Source organism: Bradyrhizobium sp., assembly GCF_035484855.1.
Taxonomy (GTDB): Bacteria; Pseudomonadota; Alphaproteobacteria; order Rhizobiales; family Xanthobacteraceae; genus Bradyrhizobium.
The window spans coordinates 1-16386 of the sequence record NZ_DATHOP010000167.1 but is presented as its reverse complement, the minus strand read 5'-3'; the positions used below and the strand labels follow the sequence as shown (position 1 = coordinate 16386).

12 protein-coding genes and 1 pseudogene are annotated in these 16386 nt (G+C 60.9%); 7 read left to right on the top strand and 6 right to left on the bottom strand.

Annotation, left to right across the window (positions count from 1 at the left end):
* Nucleotides 1-83 precede the first annotated feature (83 nt).
* Together VK804_RS19125 and pyk are read left to right on the top strand one after the other, a co-directional pair.
* Nucleotides 84-710, top strand: coding sequence for a DUF1036 domain-containing protein (locus tag VK804_RS19125; protein WP_325373101.1), 627 nt, complete (start codon nt 84-86; stop codon nt 708-710).
* A complete protein-coding gene (gene pyk, locus VK804_RS19120; protein WP_325373099.1) occupies nt 707-2143 on the top strand; it encodes a pyruvate kinase in 1437 nt (478 codons plus the stop codon). Before VK804_RS19125 ends, pyk begins: the two co-directional genes overlap by 4 nt.
* A gap of 109 nt (nt 2144-2252) precedes the next feature.
* Here pyk and VK804_RS19115 read toward each other — a convergent pair whose 3' ends face one another.
* From VK804_RS19115 to VK804_RS19105, 3 genes are all read right to left on the bottom strand, one after another.
* Complete coding sequence (locus VK804_RS19115; RefSeq protein ID WP_325373097.1) at nt 2253-2678, bottom strand: OsmC family protein; 426 nt, start codon at nt 2676-2678, stop codon at nt 2253-2255.
* 103 nt (nt 2679-2781) lie between these two features.
* Nucleotides 2782-3456: a TetR/AcrR family transcriptional regulator gene (locus VK804_RS19110; protein ID WP_325373095.1), complete on the bottom strand. Its 675-nt coding sequence runs from the start codon at nt 3454-3456 to the stop codon at nt 2782-2784.
* 150 nt (nt 3457-3606) lie between these two features.
* Nucleotides 3607-4827 (bottom strand): glycosyltransferase family 87 protein, encoded by a 1221-nt coding sequence (locus VK804_RS19105; protein WP_325373093.1) that lies wholly within the window; start codon nt 4825-4827, stop codon nt 3607-3609.
* Between the two features lie 180 nt (nt 4828-5007).
* Between VK804_RS19105 and VK804_RS19100 the strand changes: the two genes are divergently transcribed.
* Nucleotides 5008-6021 carry a TRAP transporter substrate-binding protein gene (locus VK804_RS19100; RefSeq protein ID WP_325373091.1) on the top strand — a complete coding sequence of 338 codons (1014 nt, stop codon included), beginning with the start codon at nt 5008-5010 and terminating at the stop codon, nt 6019-6021.
* A gap of 958 nt (nt 6022-6979) precedes the next feature.
* On the opposite strand, the pseudogene VK804_RS19095 reads toward VK804_RS19100, so the two are convergent.
* From VK804_RS19095 to VK804_RS19085, 3 genes and pseudogenes are all read right to left on the bottom strand, one after another.
* A pseudogene (locus tag VK804_RS19095) lies at nt 6980-8191 on the bottom strand (ATP-binding protein); the annotation flags it as partial.
* A gap of 212 nt (nt 8192-8403) precedes the next feature.
* Complete coding sequence (locus VK804_RS19090; RefSeq protein ID WP_325373088.1) at nt 8404-8772, bottom strand: response regulator transcription factor; 369 nt, start codon at nt 8770-8772, stop codon at nt 8404-8406.
* Nucleotides 8773-8905: 133 nt separating this feature from the next.
* The gene (locus VK804_RS19085) at nt 8906-9523 is read right to left on the bottom strand and encodes a response regulator transcription factor (protein ID WP_325373103.1); all 618 of its coding nucleotides are present in this window, start codon (nt 9521-9523) and stop codon (nt 8906-8908) included.
* Between the two features lie 231 nt (nt 9524-9754).
* Between VK804_RS19085 and VK804_RS19080 the strand changes: the two genes are divergently transcribed.
* The 4 genes from VK804_RS19080 (at nt 9755) to VK804_RS19060 (ending at nt 16031) form a co-directional block, all read left to right on the top strand.
* Nucleotides 9755-11344 (top strand): MASE4 domain-containing protein, encoded by a 1590-nt coding sequence (locus VK804_RS19080; RefSeq protein WP_325373086.1) that lies wholly within the window; start codon nt 9755-9757, stop codon nt 11342-11344.
* 491 nt (nt 11345-11835) lie between these two features.
* The gene (locus VK804_RS19070) at nt 11836-13245 is read left to right on the top strand and encodes a DUF1254 domain-containing protein (protein WP_325373082.1); all 1410 of its coding nucleotides are present in this window, start codon (nt 11836-11838) and stop codon (nt 13243-13245) included.
* 66 nt (nt 13246-13311) lie between these two features.
* Nucleotides 13312-14721 carry a DUF1254 domain-containing protein gene (locus VK804_RS19065; protein ID WP_325373080.1) on the top strand — a complete coding sequence of 470 codons (1410 nt, stop codon included), beginning with the start codon at nt 13312-13314 and terminating at the stop codon, nt 14719-14721.
* A 293-nt stretch (nt 14722-15014) separates the two neighbouring features.
* The gene (locus tag VK804_RS19060; RefSeq protein ID WP_325373078.1) at nt 15015-16031 is read left to right on the top strand and encodes a winged helix-turn-helix domain-containing protein; all 1017 of its coding nucleotides are present in this window, start codon (nt 15015-15017) and stop codon (nt 16029-16031) included.
* Nucleotides 16032-16386: the final 355 nt, after the last annotated feature.

Genomic DNA, 16386 nt, shown 5'->3' with positions numbered 1-16386 from the left:
CGGCCTGAAAACATCTCCATCCCCGTTGACAGCGCCGCGTCGTCCACGCGAAATCGTCAATAAGTTGATATAGCTTCACCTGAATGATCCCGGAAAATCCACATCACCCCAACCGATTCGCCCCGCGCATGACCGCCGGTTTGCTGCCGGCGCTGGCGTTCGCAGCGGTGTGCCTGTGGAGCAGTTCAGCGGCAGCAGACTTCCGCCTCTGCAACAACACATCGAGCCGGGTGGGCATCGCGCTCGGCTACAAGGATGCCGAGGGCTGGACCACCGAGGGCTGGTGGAACGTGTCCTCGCGCAGCTGTGAGACGCTCCTGAAGGGAACGCTGGTCGCGCGGTATTATTATATCTACGCGCTCGATTACGACCGCGGCGGCGAGTGGTCGGGACAGGCTTTCATGTGCTCGCGCGACAAGGAATTCACCATCAAGGGCACCGAGAATTGTCTGGCGCGCGGCTTCGACCGCACCGGCTTCTTCGAGGTCGACACCGGCGAGCAACGCGCCTGGACCGTGCAGCTGACCGAATCCAACGAGCAGCCGGCCGCGCAGCGGGTGCCGGGGATGCCGGGAACGGTCGGCCCCGGTGGAAACGTTCCGGGTCTCTCCAATCCACCGGGCTCCCCGCCCGGCCTGCCCAATCCGCCGGGCGGGACGGCTCCGGGTGCGACTGGTCTGCCGCCAGCAGCGCCCGGGACCAAGCCATGAGACGCCTACGCCGTATCAAGATCCTCGCTACCCTTGGCCCCGCCTCCTCCGACAGCGCGATGATTCGCCGGCTGTTCGAGGCCGGCGCCGACGTATTCCGCATCAATATGAGCCACACCTCGCACGACAAGATGCGCGAGCTGGTGAAAACCATCCGCAATGTCGAGTCCAGCTACGGTCGGCCGATCGGCATCCTGGTCGATCTGCAGGGGCCGAAACTGCGGCTGGGCTCGTTCGCCGACGGCGCGATCCAGCTCAACAACGGCGAAAGCTTCGTGCTCGATTCCGACAAGACGCCGGGCGACAGGACCCGCGTCCAGCTGCCGCATCCGGAAATTCTCGCCGCGCTGAAGCCCGGTCATGCGCTGCTGCTCGACGACGGCAAGGTGCGCCTGATCGTCGAGGAGGCCTCGCCCGATCGCGCCGTCACGCGGGTAGTGATCGGCGGCAAGATGTCGGACCGCAAGGGCGTCAGCCTGCCCGATACCGATCTGCCGGTGTCCGCCATGACGCCGAAGGACCGCGCCGACCTCGAAGCCGCATTGGTGACGGGCGTCGACTGGATCGCGCTGTCGTTCGTGCAGCGCGCCGAGGACGTCATCGAGGCCAAGAAGTTCATCCGCGGCCGCGCCGCAGTGATGTCCAAGATCGAGAAGCCGCAGGCGATCGATCGGCTTCCTGAGATTCTCGAGGCATCCGACGCGCTGATGGTGGCGCGCGGCGATCTCGGCGTCGAATTGCCGCTGGAGCGGGTGCCGAGCCTGCAAAAGCAGATGACGCGGCTGGCGCGCCGTGCCGGCAAGCCGGTGGTGGTGGCCACCCAGATGCTGGAATCGATGATCCAGTCGCCGGTACCGACCCGCGCCGAAGTCTCCGACGTCGCGACCGCCGTCTATGAAGGCGCCGACGCCATTATGCTGTCGGCCGAATCGGCCGCCGGAAAATTTCCCGTCGAAGCGGTCTCGACCATGAACCGGATCGGCGAGGAAGTGGAACGCGACCCGACCTATCGCGGCGTCCTCAACGCGCAGCGCGCGGAACCGGAGCCGACCGTCGGCGACGCGATCGCGGACGCCGCGCGGCAGATCGCCGAGACGCTCGATCTGTCGGCGATCATCTGCTGGACCAGTTCCGGATCGACCGCGCTGCGGGTGGCGCGCGAACGGCCGAAGCCGCCGGTGGTAGCGATCACGCCCAACCTCGCCACCGGGCGCAAGCTGTCGGCGGTCTGGGGCGTGCACTGCGTGGTCGCGGAAGACTGCAAGGACCTCGACGACATGGTCAGCCGCGCCGGCTCGATTGCGTTCCGCGACGGTTTTGCACGGGCAGGCCAACGCGTCATCATCGTCGCCGGCGTGCCCCTGCGCGCGCCCGGCACCACCAACATGCTGCGCATCGCCTCCGTCGGCCCCGACGGCGACGCGGAGATGTGAGGCGCTGTCGTTCCGGGATGGTCCGAAGGACCAGACCTCAGATGCGCAATTGCGCATCGGGGAATCTCGAGATTCCGGGTTCGCGCTATCGCGCGCCCCGGAATGACGGTTAGAGCAGCGTCGCGTCCAGCGTGATCTTGGTGTTGAGCAGCTTCGACACCGGACAGCCGGCCTTGGCCATCCCTGCCAGCTCCTCGAATTTTGCCTTGTTAGCACCGGGGATTTTTGCGGTCAGCGTCAGGTGCACCGAGGTGATGGCAAAACCGTTGCCGACCTTTTCCAGCGTGACGTCGGCCTTGGTCTCCATATGCTCGGCGGTGAGCTTGGCCTCGCCCAATATCAGCGACAGCGCCATGGTGAAGCAGGCGGAGTGCGCGGCGCCGATCAGCTCTTCCGGATTGGAGCCCGGCTTGCCCTCGAAGCGGCTGGCGAAGCCATAGGGGTAATCGCTCAGCGCGCCGCTCTTGGTCGAGATCGCGCCCTTGCCGTCCTTGATGCCGCCCTGCCATTTGGCCGAGCCGAATGTCGTCGTCATGGGATGCTCCCTGGAGATGGTTGCACGGATCGAATTCCCTAATCCGCCATTGCGGCAGAATATGTCCGCCCCGATACCGGCGCATGACACTGCGTCGATGGAGCTATGCGCCGACCAGCGTCTTCGCCGGCACGACCGCCTGCACCACGAGGCCACGGGCGCGCGCGTCCATCACCCCGACGGCGCGCAACGCCAATAGCGTCACGGTTTGCACAGCGTCGCGCGTCTTGGCCGGATCGTCGAGATGATCCGGCGCGAGCGGCCCGACCAGCGATTCGTGCAGCGCGCCGAGCAGTGCGGTTGCGGCCAATGCGGTGTCCTGCGCGGGCAGATGTCCGGCGCGCACCGCGGCGTCGATTCGTGAAGCGATTTCGCCGGCGATCTCGCGGCGGCTCGCCAGCCGCGACGCCGTGACATCGACATCGACCGGCTCGGCCAGAATGCCCCAGGCTAGCTTGCGCTGCGACAGCACATGCACCGCAACCGTGGTGACGGCGGCCGCCAGCGCCGAGGACGGCCCGGGCGCCGCATCCGCCGCACGGCGGATCGCGGCCAGTTCGTCGCGCGAGACGTCGGCGATCAGTTCGGAAATCAGGTCGGCCTTGGAGGGAAAATAGCGATAGACGGTGCCGGCGGCGACGTTGGCGCGAATCGCGACCGGGGCAATCTGCACCGCGGCCATGCCGCCGTCGGCAGCCGCATCGCGTGCCGCCGCCAGGATGGCGCTGCGCCGCGCTGCGAGGCGCTTTACGACTTGATGGGTCCGCCGATAGACCATGGCGCGTTTCTCGTCCCTGACGCGCCCCACGGGAATCACTGGGCGCGGTCGTTCAGTCTTTCGCTCGCGATTTGTTGCCAATCGCTCTGAAGAACTGAACACCTATTCAGACGGTCTGACAAGCCGCCATTTAGGATGATTTGGAGGGCGCTATGCGCTGGCCGCGGCCATCGCCGGTGTTGCCGGCTCGCGCCGCCACCACGGGCCGGCGCGGCACAACACGAGGGCTGCCACGATCAGGATGATGCCGAGCCCGACCGGCTCCCCGGTGAACGTAAAGGTCAGGAACAGCGCCACCGCGCACCCCAGCGCCGGAAGCTCATAGGGGCGAAAGCCGCTTCTGAGCCCGATGCGAACCAGGAAGGCGACCGGCACCGCCAGCACCATCATGTCGTACATGAACAGATAGGGCGTGGTCAGCAAGGTACCGATCGCGAGTGCGGAAGCCTTCAACGAATAGGGAATGCGGCTGCGCCACATCAGCACCAGCACGACGGCGACGGAGGCTGTCAGCACCCACTGGAACGACCAGGCGAGAGCTTCGGTGCCGCCGAGATAACGGACCAGCGAGAACAGGCTCTGCAGCTTCCACCAGGTCGCCTTGCCCTCGGTCAGGAAGGCCTGCGAGAACATCGGCATCCAGTGGAAGAAGGCCTGCCAACTTTCGGTGCCGAAGGCGAGCCAGGAGACAAAGGCCATCGCAACCGCGGTCACGCCGGCCGCGAAGAACACCGTCCACTGCGAGGCCGCGATCAGCACCAGCGGAAACAACAATCCGTATTGCGGCTTGTAGCTCAACAGCCCGAGGCAGATGCCGGCCAGCATCGGCCGCACCGGTATCAGATACAGCGTGCCGCCGATCAGGGCGGCGGTGAGAAAGCCGTTTTGTCCAACCAGGGTGTTGTTGAACACCATCGGAAACGCAATCGCGAGCAGCAAACCAAAACTGCGGCCGACGATCGCGCGCATCATCACGAGGTAGGGCACAAAACTCGCCGAGACCCAGCCGATGAAGGCTACGCTGTAGGGAAAATGTCCGAGCAGAGCGGCGACGAACAGGAACGGCGGCGGATAGTGCCAGGCGAAATAGCCGGGGAACTCCTGACGCAGCAGCGCAAGTTCAACCTGCCGCTGGATATCCCAATCCCAGGCCTGCGCCGGATGGCCCTCGATCGCCAGCCGGCCTGCGGCCCAGACGTTGACGAAATCGGTCGGGATGCCCAGGCCTTGCGGATCGTAGATCCACCAATGCGAGAGATAGGCGATCGGGAAATAGACGATGTTGATGACGGCCAGCACGAAGCAGACGTTGACAAGCGCCGCGGGGATCGCGCTTGCGTTCGGAGCGATCGTCGGGGCTTGGTCGGCCATGCAAAATCCCTTGCGCGCGGACGGGACGCGCGTCCTCCACCAATAGGGCCAACAGCCCTTAAGAAATCTTAAGCTTTGCGGCTGTCCTGGTCGGATTTTCGTGGCGAAGCGACCTGATTTCGACGACTGTTCCGCCGCAAAACAAACCCGCCCGGCACAAGGCGGGACCGGGAGGATTTGATGCGCAGCAAATGGACACGACGATCGATATTGTCGGGCGCGGTGGCGGCGGGAACGACCCTGATCGTCAGGCCGACGCTGGCCGCCGAATACAGGTTTTCGCAATATCACAATCAGGCGGCCTCCGGCCCGCTGCACAAGAACCTTACCGCAATGTGGCAGGCTATTGCCGCCGAGACCAACGGCCGGGTCGAGACCACGGTCTATCCTGAGAACAACAAGCTGCCAGGCGGCGATCCCGACGCGCTGAAAATGCTGATCGCCGGCGAAATCCAGTTCTTCACCCTGATGGGCGGCATCATCGGCACGGTGGTTCCGGTCGCCGAAGCCCAGCAACTGCCGTTCGCGTTCAAGCAGGCCTCGGAAGCGCACAAGGCGATCGACGGCCCGCTCGGAAGATATATCGGCGAGGAGATGGCGGCCAAAGGCATGTATTTGTTTCCGGTGGCGGGCTTCGACAACGGCATGCGGGAGGTGGCGTCGATCACTCGCCCGGTCACGACGCCGGAAGACTTCGCCGGCATGAAAATCCGTGTTCCGCCGGGACAGATGATGCTCGACACCTTTGCCGCGTTCGGCGCCCAGCCGGTAACGACGTCGGCCAACCATATCTACGACGCGCTGAAGACCGGCAAGGTCGACGCGCAGGAAAATCCGCTGGCGATCGTGGAAGGATTCAAGCTCTACGAACTGGTGAAGTATGTAAGCCTCACCAATCACATGTGGTCCGGCTTCAACGCGATGGCCCACCCCGCCACCTGGAAAGCGCTGCCCGACGACATCAAGAGCACGATCGAGCGCAACGTCACCAAATATGTCCGCCAGCAGCGCCAGGACCAGGCCGCGCTCAACGCCGGCCTGCGCGAGGATTTTGCAAGACGCGGCCTGGTGTTCAACGAGGTCGACCAGGCCGCCTTCCGCGCCAGGCTTCCGGCCGTTTACGCGATCTGGAAAGAAAAGCTCGGCTCGAAATGCTGGTCGCTGGTCGAGGCCGAGGTCGGCAAGCTGGGATGATGCAGGGGAGCGGCGCAATGGCAGGGATTGGATGACAGTCCGGCCGGGGGAACGAACCGGATGAAAAGACGCGAGTTCATTGCGCTGCTCGGCAGCGCCGCCGCGGTCTGTTCACCCCGTTCGCTCCGCTTCGTGAGCGGCTCCGCGGACCGGGTGAACAGCCCGCTCAACGGAAACTGTCGGGAATCATGCCGGTCCGAAATGTCGATAATCATGCCGGTTGAACCCCGATAGACCCCCCACGACCTCTCCCCGCCATCCGCCTTCGCCAGAGGTTTCGGCGGATGGAGGGAGGGGAGCGCACTGTGCATTGGTTCGCGATTTCGCTTCACATCGTCATTGCGAGCGTAAGCGAAGCAATCCATCTTTCTTGCTTGCTGCTCGATGGATTGCTTCGCTGTGCTCGCAATGACGGCAAGACATGACTTCGCGATCTCGCCGCATGTGGTTGCGCGAGGTATTGCTTTTCGTTCCGCCCTCTCGGAAGAAAGGGCGCAGGGAATGCCGGGCGGCCGATGCGCCCGATAGCCACGTGTGCAATGAGTAGTGGTAGAGCGCACACGCGTTGTCAGGTCACACCGGAATCACCGGCATTCCCCACGCAATGGTTTACGGATTATGGGCGCGCTCTCCCCGGTGCTCGGGCTTTTTGGCCACCGTCACCCGTGAAAGTTTCCCTTCACGAACTTGACACCAGCGTCGAGGTGCCAGGACCACGCGTCTTTTCCGTCCGCGGTCTGCGCCATTCGTCAAAGGCACATCCACGTCCACCGCATCCCGCCCCGCGTTTAGTGACGACCGCGAAACGCCCCTTTGGTGGGACGGGACGGGAGCAATATAGGATAATCCGAATCTTCTGCAAAGCAGAATCTTGCTAAAAAAGCTTGACAACCCTGCGACAAAACGACCCGACGGGCAAATCGGAGATCGGGCCGAAGAAGCCTGCGATGCGATCCGGTTACGGGGCGGCCGGCGCCAAGGATGCGCTTCGCGGCAAAATCAGCTGGATCTTCGTTCCCTTGCCGGGCGCGCTATCGAGGGTGAGACGGCCCCCCAGACAATTCGCGACGATGGTGTGGACAATATGGAGGCCGAGGCCGGTGTGGCCTTGATCGCGGCGTGTCGTGAAGAACGGATCGAACGCCTTGCGTCTGACCTCGGGACTCATGCCGCAACCATCATCGGAAAAAATGATTTCGACATGGTCGCTCCCGAATGCCTGCACCTTGATGTCGATGGCGCCGCCGCCGGCGGCGGGAAAGGCGTGCGCGACCGAGTTGTGAAAGAGGTTGGTCAGGACCTGCCCGTATGGTCCCGGATAGCTGTTCATGATCAGATCGGTTTCGCACTCGACGTTGAAAATCAGATTTTTCTTTCCCAGGCCGGGCCGCAGACTCATGGCGACCTGCTCGGTCAGGTCGCGGAGATCGAAGACGCGCTGATTTGAGTAATTCCGGTCGGTGGCAACCTGCTTGAACGATTGGATCAGCGCGGCCGCATGGTCGAGGTTGGCAACCAGTTGCGATGATGCCTCGCGGCTGATCCCGATGAACTCGTTCAGGCTCGATCGTCGCAACGTGCCCTGCTCCATCTCCTTCGCGATCATGGCGGCCTTGCGTTCCAGCGTGGAGGCCACGGTCAGGCTCGTTCCGACGGGATTGTTGATCTCGTGCGCAATGCCCGCCACCAACCGGCCGAGCGCGGCGAGCTTTTCCGCTTCGATCAGCGAGTTTTGAGTCTCCCGCAAATTTCGAAGCGCGGCTTCGGCCGCATCCCGGGCGGCGCGTATCTCCCGTTCGCCGGCCAGCAGCGCAGCTTCCGCGCGCTTGCGCTCGGTGATCTCTTCAGCCGCGACATTGACGCCGACAACTTCACCGCTCGGGCTGCGCAACGGATGCCAATAGGTGATCCAGAATCGTTCGTCAGCCTGGTCGGCACGCTGGCCGGCGACTTCGACGCCAATCACCGGTTCGCCGGTCTTCATGATCGAACCGACAATTCCCTCAACCGCATCGGCCAGCGCCGGCACGCAATCCCTGACCGAGCGCCCGAGATGGTCCTCGACCGAGATGCCACATATTTCCGTCAGGCGCTGATTGATCTGCAGATAGCGGCAGTCGGGAGAAAGGAACGCAAGGCCGATCGGCGCCGTATCGTAGATCAGCTGCAGGGCGGGCTGCTGGGGAAACAGCACGACGGTCGATGATTTCACCGACAGCGCACCACCGCGATTGGGATCCTTGGACAACAAACGCCTCCACCTGCAAATCGCAAGAAACATGGCGAGAAGGTCTGGTCGGATGAACAGGCCATAGCCGGGGTTCCGGCGCTATTGTCCCTTGGGTCAACCAGGGCAAGAAAATCAGAGTTCTCCGCTTCCCGCTAAGCCCCTGCCTTGTTCAGGGCGTCCAACAAGAGATTCGGTGCAAAGGGTTTTTTCAAATAGGCGATGCAGCCGGCGTTCATCGCCTCTTTGCGCGTGGCATCATCGTCGATTGCCGTCATGAAGATGACCGGGCAACTGGATCCCGACGCCGCGAGCCGCCGCTGCAGCTCGATGCCCGAAATCCCTCCGAGATGGATATCGAGCAGCATGGGGTTCGCGGTCGTGGCGGCGTCGCTGTCGAGCAGCGCCTCGGCCGAATTGAAGGTGCGGACTTGGAAGCCGTGGACGGACAGCAGGCGGACTACGCTGCTTAAGAATCCCGGGTCGTCATCGACCACGATCACGCCCCTTGGCTGAGTTGCCATGCCTTTTCCCAGCTCGATGCCCGATCAGTTGCCCTGTCCGGCACATTTAGACCTAACGGTTCCTCAGGATATTGTCCCTGGGTCCAATACCGACTGAGATCGCACGATCCATCAGGCTTGAAAACCGGTCAACCTATGGTGCGAGCATGCCCAAACGCTCGGCTATCGACACGGCCTCCGCAAAGGAGGCAACGTGGAGTTTTTCCATGGCTGCCTGCCTGTGGGCTTTGATGGTGCGCACCGTCGTCCCCAGTTCATGGGCGATCTGCTTGTTAAGCTTGCCCCGGACGACAAGCGCAAACACCTCTGCCTCGCGTGGCGTGAGGTTCGCCACAAGCCTGCGCATGGCGTTCATCCGGTCCTGCTGCTGGCGCTGTTGAACGTTGCGTGCGAGCGCGCGTTCGACGCATTCGAACAGCGCTTCTCGAGACACCGGCTTGGTAAGAAAGTCTTCCGCTCCCGCCTTCATGGCCCGGACACCGGCTTCAATATCGCCATGCCCTGTCAGGAAAATGATCGGCAGGATATTGCCTGATTTCGCGAGGCGCTCCTGCAGTTCGAAGCCCTGCAAGCCGGACATCCGCAGGTCCAGAAGAATACAGCCGGATTCAACGATCGGTAACTTCTGCAGCAATGCATCGCCGGATTCATAAAGCTCCGTCTGGTAGCCGGATGCCCGCAACAACCGTGACATCGAGCCGCGAAACGATGCGTCGTCGTCCACGATATGTATCACCGGTACGCCGGTCATTTTTTCAAGCCCGCTATGGAAATCCGATCGACTCAGCCTCTTCAAGTAAGGATGCTTTAGCGGCGATATCAGCAATGCAGCATAGGTCATAAGCCGCCTTGCAACAGTAACTTGCGCGCGCCATGATCGTCAACGACGTGGATGGATGTGCCATCTGCAGAGATGAACCGGCGTGAAATAAGGCGCCTGAACGCGACCTCTACGGCTCATCCAGTTACCGCATGCAGGATCATGGCGTTGTACAGGGAGCATGACGAGCAGCAGCTACTCCTGGCGACTTTGCCGCCGTCGAGGGGACAGACCCGACTGGCGATCGGCGGCGTCGCGGCCCTTTTTGTCGCATTCCTCCTGACCATACCGTTTACGAACGTCCAGTTACCGAGGGTGGACGCATTCATTCCGGCCTTCGAGACAGCCATCATTTTCAACGACCTCGTCACTGCAGCTCTGCTGTTCGCACAATTTTCCATCATGCGGTCGCGGGCTCTTTTGGTGCTTGCGATTGGCTTTCTGTATACGGCCTTGATTGTCATTCCACATGCCTTGACCTTTCCGGGCGCCTTCGCACCGACGGGCCTGCTGGGCGCCGGAGTGCAGACCACCGCCTGGCTCTATTACTTTTGGCACATTGGATCGCCGGTGGCCGTAATCGGCTACGTATTGCTGAAGGACGAGCACAACGCCCCCAACGGCTCCGAGCGCTCGCCAGCAACCGTCATCGGCTGGAGCGTCGCGCTGGTAACACTGGTGGTCTGCGTTCTGACCTGGGTTGCCATCGAAGGGGATGGGTTCCTGCCGGCAATCATGGACGGCGCCGTGAAGGCGAACCGATCGATCCTCCTGCTGATCGGCGCCTTGACCGCCGCGTTCAACGCCGGCGCGCTCGCGTTGTTGTGGGTTCGCCGGCGTTCCGTGCTCGATCTATGGCTGATGGTCATGTGTTGCGCGTGGCTGGCGGAAACCGTGGTGACAGCTTCCGTCACGGGCCGCTTCACCTTTGGATACTATGCCAGCCGGCTTTATGCTTTCGTCGCCGTGTTTTCGGTTCTGCTCGTTCTGCTTTCCGAAACCATGGCGCTCTATTCGAATCTCGTCTATTCGACATTGAGGCGACGCAGCAACCAGGAGGGGCGAAAGATCGCGATGGACGCGATGGCGGCTTCCATCGCCCATGAAGTGACCCAGCCGATCGCCGCCATGACCAACAACAGCCATGCCGCACTTATCTTGCTTGCGGGAACACCACCAAATATCGAGGAAGCGCGCGCCGCACTAGACGCCATTGTCAGTGACGGCGATCGTGCGAGTGCGGTGATCACCAGCCTTCGGGCGATGTTCAAGCGCGAGACCAACCAGAGGGCGCGCATCGACGCAAACAACCTCCTTCAGGAGGTGCTCAAACTGGTTGACGCCGATTTGCGGTCTCGACAGGTAACGGTATCGACTGAACTGCGTGCGGGGCTTCCCCAACTCTTTGCAGATCGAGCGCAATTGCAGCAGGTTTTCCTGAATTTGTTCATGAACGCCATTGAAGCGATGCGAACCGTCACCGACGGGGTCCGTCTGCTGCGGATCAAATCGGATTTCATTCAGGAGCATTCCGGTATCCTGATCACCGTCGAGGATTCCGGGCCGGGAATAGATTCGAAGGACAAGAAGCGCATTCTGGAGCCATTCTTTTCGACGAAACCTACCGGAACAGGAATAGGACTGGCCATTTGCCAATCCATCGTCGAGGCCCATGGTGGTCACATCAGGGTATCGGACAACCATCCCCGTGGCGCCGTTTTTCACGTCGCGTTGCCGGACAGCGAGATTTGAATCCGCCGTCGAAAGAATAAAATTCAAGCAAAATTGCGCCGGTTGATGCCGACGAACCCGGCAGGAGTGCCGACGACCTTCGGTCGGCCATTGTCCCCCGGGCCAATAGTTTGCCACGCGGCCGTTTGATAGCCCTTCAACCAACAACAACGTCGAACGTGGAGGAGATCAAAATGAAACTTTCAATTGCGCTATCGGCGCTGCTGATAACGGGGTTTATGGCTGCAAGCACTGAACAGGCCAGCGCCGTCATTTACTGCCAATACGTCGCATACCCAACCGGATGCATCGTAAGGCCCGGCGTCGTGTTGCGGCCGCGGCCGGTCGCGCGCGCCGTGGTACGGCATGGACATGCCATGAACCGGGGGGGTCCGGTCAATCGAGTCGGCCGGCGCTGACAGACGCCACTCAGACTGCTGTACGACCACAAAGCGCGGGCAACCGCCTTCTCTCAGTTTTTTGACGATCAGCGTCGGGGAAAGGGAATAGGAATGACCAGCATTACGCGACGGAGCTTTGCCGGAGGCATTGCTGTACTCCCCACACTCAGCTTCCCGGCGGTATGGGCGCAAACCGGCATCTCGCCCGCGGAAGCGCGCGCCATCGCCAAGGAGGCTTATGTCTACGGCTTCCCCTTGGTGGATAGCTACCGCATCCAGTACAAATATTTCGTGGACAGCAAAGGTCCCGAGTTCAAGGCGCCATGGGGTCAGATTGCCAACACGCCCCGCGTCTACACGCCGGCGGACACGGCCATTCAAACTCCCAACTCGGACACGCCCTATTCCTGGCTGGGGCTCGATCTGCGCACCGAGCCTTATGTGCTCACCGTGCCCGAGGTCGAGAAGAACCGTTACTACAGCATCCAGTTCACGGATGCCTATACATTCAATATCGATTACGCCGGCACCAGCACGACAGGAAACGATGCGGCAAACCTGCTGGTCGTGGGCCCGGGCTGGAAGGGCGAAACCCCCAAGGGCATCAAGAAGGTCATTCGTTCCGAGACCGACCTCCTGATGCCGATCTATCGCGTCCAGCTTTTCGATCCTGATGACATCGACAACGTGAAGAAAGTGCAGGCCGGTTTCAAAGTCCAACCCCTGTCCTCCTTTCTCGGAAAGCCGGCGTCCAAGGCCGCCCCCGCGATCGATTTCGTCACGCCGCTTACCGTAGAGACGCAGAAGACGTCCCTGGAGTTCTTCAGCATTCTAAACTTCGTGCTGCGCTACTGCCCGACAGACCCGTCGGAAGTGGAATTGATGAAGCGCTTCGCCAGGATCGGCGTCGGCGGAGGAAAGACTTTCGACGCAAGCAAGCTATCGCCCGAAATGACCAAGGCTATCGAGGACGGCAGGACCGATGCCTGGGCCGACTTCGCCGCGCTGCTGCAAAAGTTTGACGCAGGTAAATTGACGTCAGGTGACGTATTCGGCACGCGGAAATTCCTGGGGAACAACTATCTCTACCGCATGAGCGCCGCTGTGCTTGGCATCTACGGCAATTCGAAAGTGGAGGCCATCTATCCATTTTACGGCTTGGATGATGCGAACCAGAAGCTGAACGGCGCCAATAAATACAGGTTGCGCTTCGCACCGGGCGAATTGCCGCCGGTCAACGCGTTCTGGTCGCTGACCATGTATAAAATGCCGGAAAGCCTGTTGGTCGACAACCCGATCAACCGCTACCTGCTCAACTCGCCGATGATGCCGCAGTTTGCAAAGGATTCAGACGGAGGCCTGACGTTGCTGATCCAGAACGAAAATCCCGGCAAGGACAAGGAGGCCAACTGGCTTCCCGCACCGAGCGGACCTTTCCGCATGTATTTGCGGCTCTACTGGCCAAAGGCCGAAGCGCTGGATGGCAAGTGGGAGAAACCGCCGCTGAGAAAGGTTGCATGACGCTTCGGGCTGCACTCGCTTAGCGACTTCATTACACTCGCCACGAGCCAAACAAGGTCCAGAACCATGAAATCCATCACACGAAGATCCTTTGCTGGCGGCATCGCTCTAGTTCCGGCGCTCCGTTTCGTACCGGCGCTCGCTCAAACCACAATAAGCCCCGCGGAAGCCCGCGCCATTGCCAAGGAGGCATACATTTATGGCTTCCCGGTCGTGGATAATTATCGCGTCCAATATGCCTACTTCGTGGACACCAAGAATCGCGAGTACAAAGCGCCTTGGAACCGGATTTGGAACAGCGCGCGACTGTTCACCGCAGCAGACAAGGCGATCCAAACGGCGAACTCGGACACCCTTTACTCCATGGTCGGCGCCGACCTGCGTGCCGAACCCCTCGTGCTCACCGTGCCGGCGATGGAGAAGGATCGCTATTTCAGCGTCCAGCTCATCGACTACTACACGCAAAACTTCGATTACATTGGCACTCGCACGAGCGGCAACGGAGGCGGGACATTCCTTCTTGCCGGACCGGATTGGAAAGGCGAGACCCCCAAGGGCATCGACAAGGTGTTTCGCTCGGAGACCGAACTTGCGTTCCCCGGGTATCGCACGCAACTGTTCAGCCCGGCCGACCTCGACAATGTGAAGAAGGTGCAGGCCGGCTATAAGGTGCAGACGCTCTCAGACTTTCTCGGCCAGCCCGCGCCCAACGCCGCGCCGGCCATTGATTTCATCAAGCCGCTTACACCGGCAGAGCAAAGAACGTCGGCGGAGTTCTTCAACATCCTGAACTTCGTCCTGCGGGTTTGCCCTACCGTTCCTTCGGAAACCGCGCTGATGGAGCGATTTGCCAAGATCGGCGTTGGCGCAGGTAAGACCTTCGACGTCGCGAAGCTCGCGCCCGACATGAAGATTGCCATTGAACAAGGAATGGCTGACGCATGGGCTGAACATGCGGCCTTGCAGAAACAAATTGACGCGCGCGAAGTGAGCACCGGCAAATTTTTCGGCACGCGGGAGTTTTTAAAGAACAACTACCTCTATCGGATGGCGGGTGCCGTATATGGAATTTACGGCAATTCGCAGCAGGAGGCCATGTATCCATCGTATGCCGTCGATGCTGACGGGCAGAAGCTGGACGGCGCCAACCGCTACAGCATTCGCTTCACGCCGGACCAGTTGCCGCCCGTCAACGCATTTTGGTCAATGACCATGTACGATTTCCCCGCGCAATTGATGGTGGATAATCCGCTGAATCGGTACCTGCTCAACTCGCCGATGATCCCGCAATTCAAGAAGGATGCCGATGGTGGGTTTACACTCTACTTCCAAAACAAATCCCCTGGTGCCGATAAGGAGACGAACTGGCTGCCTGCGCCCGAGGGACCGTTCCTCGTTGTCATGCGACTTTACTGGCCGAAGCCCGAAGCATTGGAAGGAAAGTGGATCGCGCCGCCGATGAAGCGGGTCACATAGGAAGACCCCGGCATATCCCCGGTGATCGAACGGCGCAATCTGAGCTAACCGGGTTTATCGTACAGAGACCACGTCTGGTTTTGGCACGAAACCGACATTCCGATGCAGTCGCCGCATGTCCGCTGTTGAGGGCAGAAACCGACATACTATTCAGGCTGAGCCACTTCTGTTGTTGACCCGGTGCGGACCTCGGACATTCGGTTCGCATGGCCCAGACAGCCATGGGAGCTATCGCGAACTGCGGCTGGAGCTGGTATGCTGCGCGCACCATCTAAGCCGAGGAACTACTTCGCATGCACGAGAGTATCCACGGAGAAAGGACCGCTTCTGAGCTGCAAGATCGGGTGACCGAACTCATCGAGCAACAGACGGCGATCTCGGAAGTACTGCGCGCCATTGCGAACTCGCCGCAGGACTTGCAGCCCATCTTCGACACGATCGTCGCGAACGCGACGCGCCTTTGTCGCGCAGAGTTGAGCAGCTTAACGCTCTTCAAGGGAAACGACTATCGTGTTGTTTCGCTAAGAGCTGCGCCAGTTCCGTACTATGCCGGTTGGGACCAAGGGCGCGTTTTTCCCGTGCTTCCAAGCAGTCCTAGGGCTCGACTCGTCGAAAGCAGATCGCCGGTCCACGTCGCCGACATGGCAGCAGAGCCGGCTTATCGTGAGTTCTCTCGGGCCAAATCGTTCGGCGCTCGGACATTACTCCTCGTGCCTATGCTCAAGGAAGATCAGCTGATCGGTGCAATCGGTATTGCCCGCACCCAGGTACAGCCGTTCACGGACGCGCAGATTGACTTGATCACGGACTTCGCCGCGCAGGCGACCGTTGCGCTGGAGAGCACCCGTCGCGAGCGGCAATATCGCGAGATAAAGAGCGAGCTGGCGCATGCCAACCGCGTCGCAACGATCGGGCAACTCACCGCATCGATTACCCATGAAATCAAGCAGCCAATCGCGACAGCACGCAACAGAACGTTGAGATTTGGTCGGTTTGAGCTTTCGGGTAGCAAGAGGATGCTGCGGCGCGACGGTGTCGCGCTTCCGCTTGGCAGTCGGGCGTTCGATATTTTGGTCTATCTCGCCGAACGTCCAGGCGAGGTCATCGGAAAAAAGGAGCTCATTGATCACATCTGGCCGAACGTCATCGTGGAGGAGGGCAGCCTCCGGGTCCACGTGGCCGCCATCCGCAAGGCACTCTGGGATGACCAATTCGGCAACCGATATATCGCCAACGTTAGAGGAAGAGGCTACACGTTCATAGGATCGGTCGTTCGTATCGAAGACAGCACGGAAAACACTGCCACATGACTGCGCCGTTCGTGGAACACCCATCAACGGTCCTTGATGCTTCGGTGAGCGCGCTTGCGCTGAACCCACCGTCACTACAAGGTCGCCTTCTGGCACGAAACTGACATGCCCAAGTAGTCGCGGCATGTCCGGTCATGGGGGTAGAGCCGACCTCACACGGACCGCCCAATTTGGTTGCGATTGGACCCATACCGGAAGTCGCACGTGCTTCATTCAAAATTGAGCATTCGGCGGGTTTTCGGTTGACGCAATTGGCCCTTGCAACCTAGTGAGGGTACTTCAAGCTTTGCTGCCTGAGAGCGTAGGCTATGCCGATGATATCGCCATTCTTCATTCGGCTCGGGGCACTCGTCTC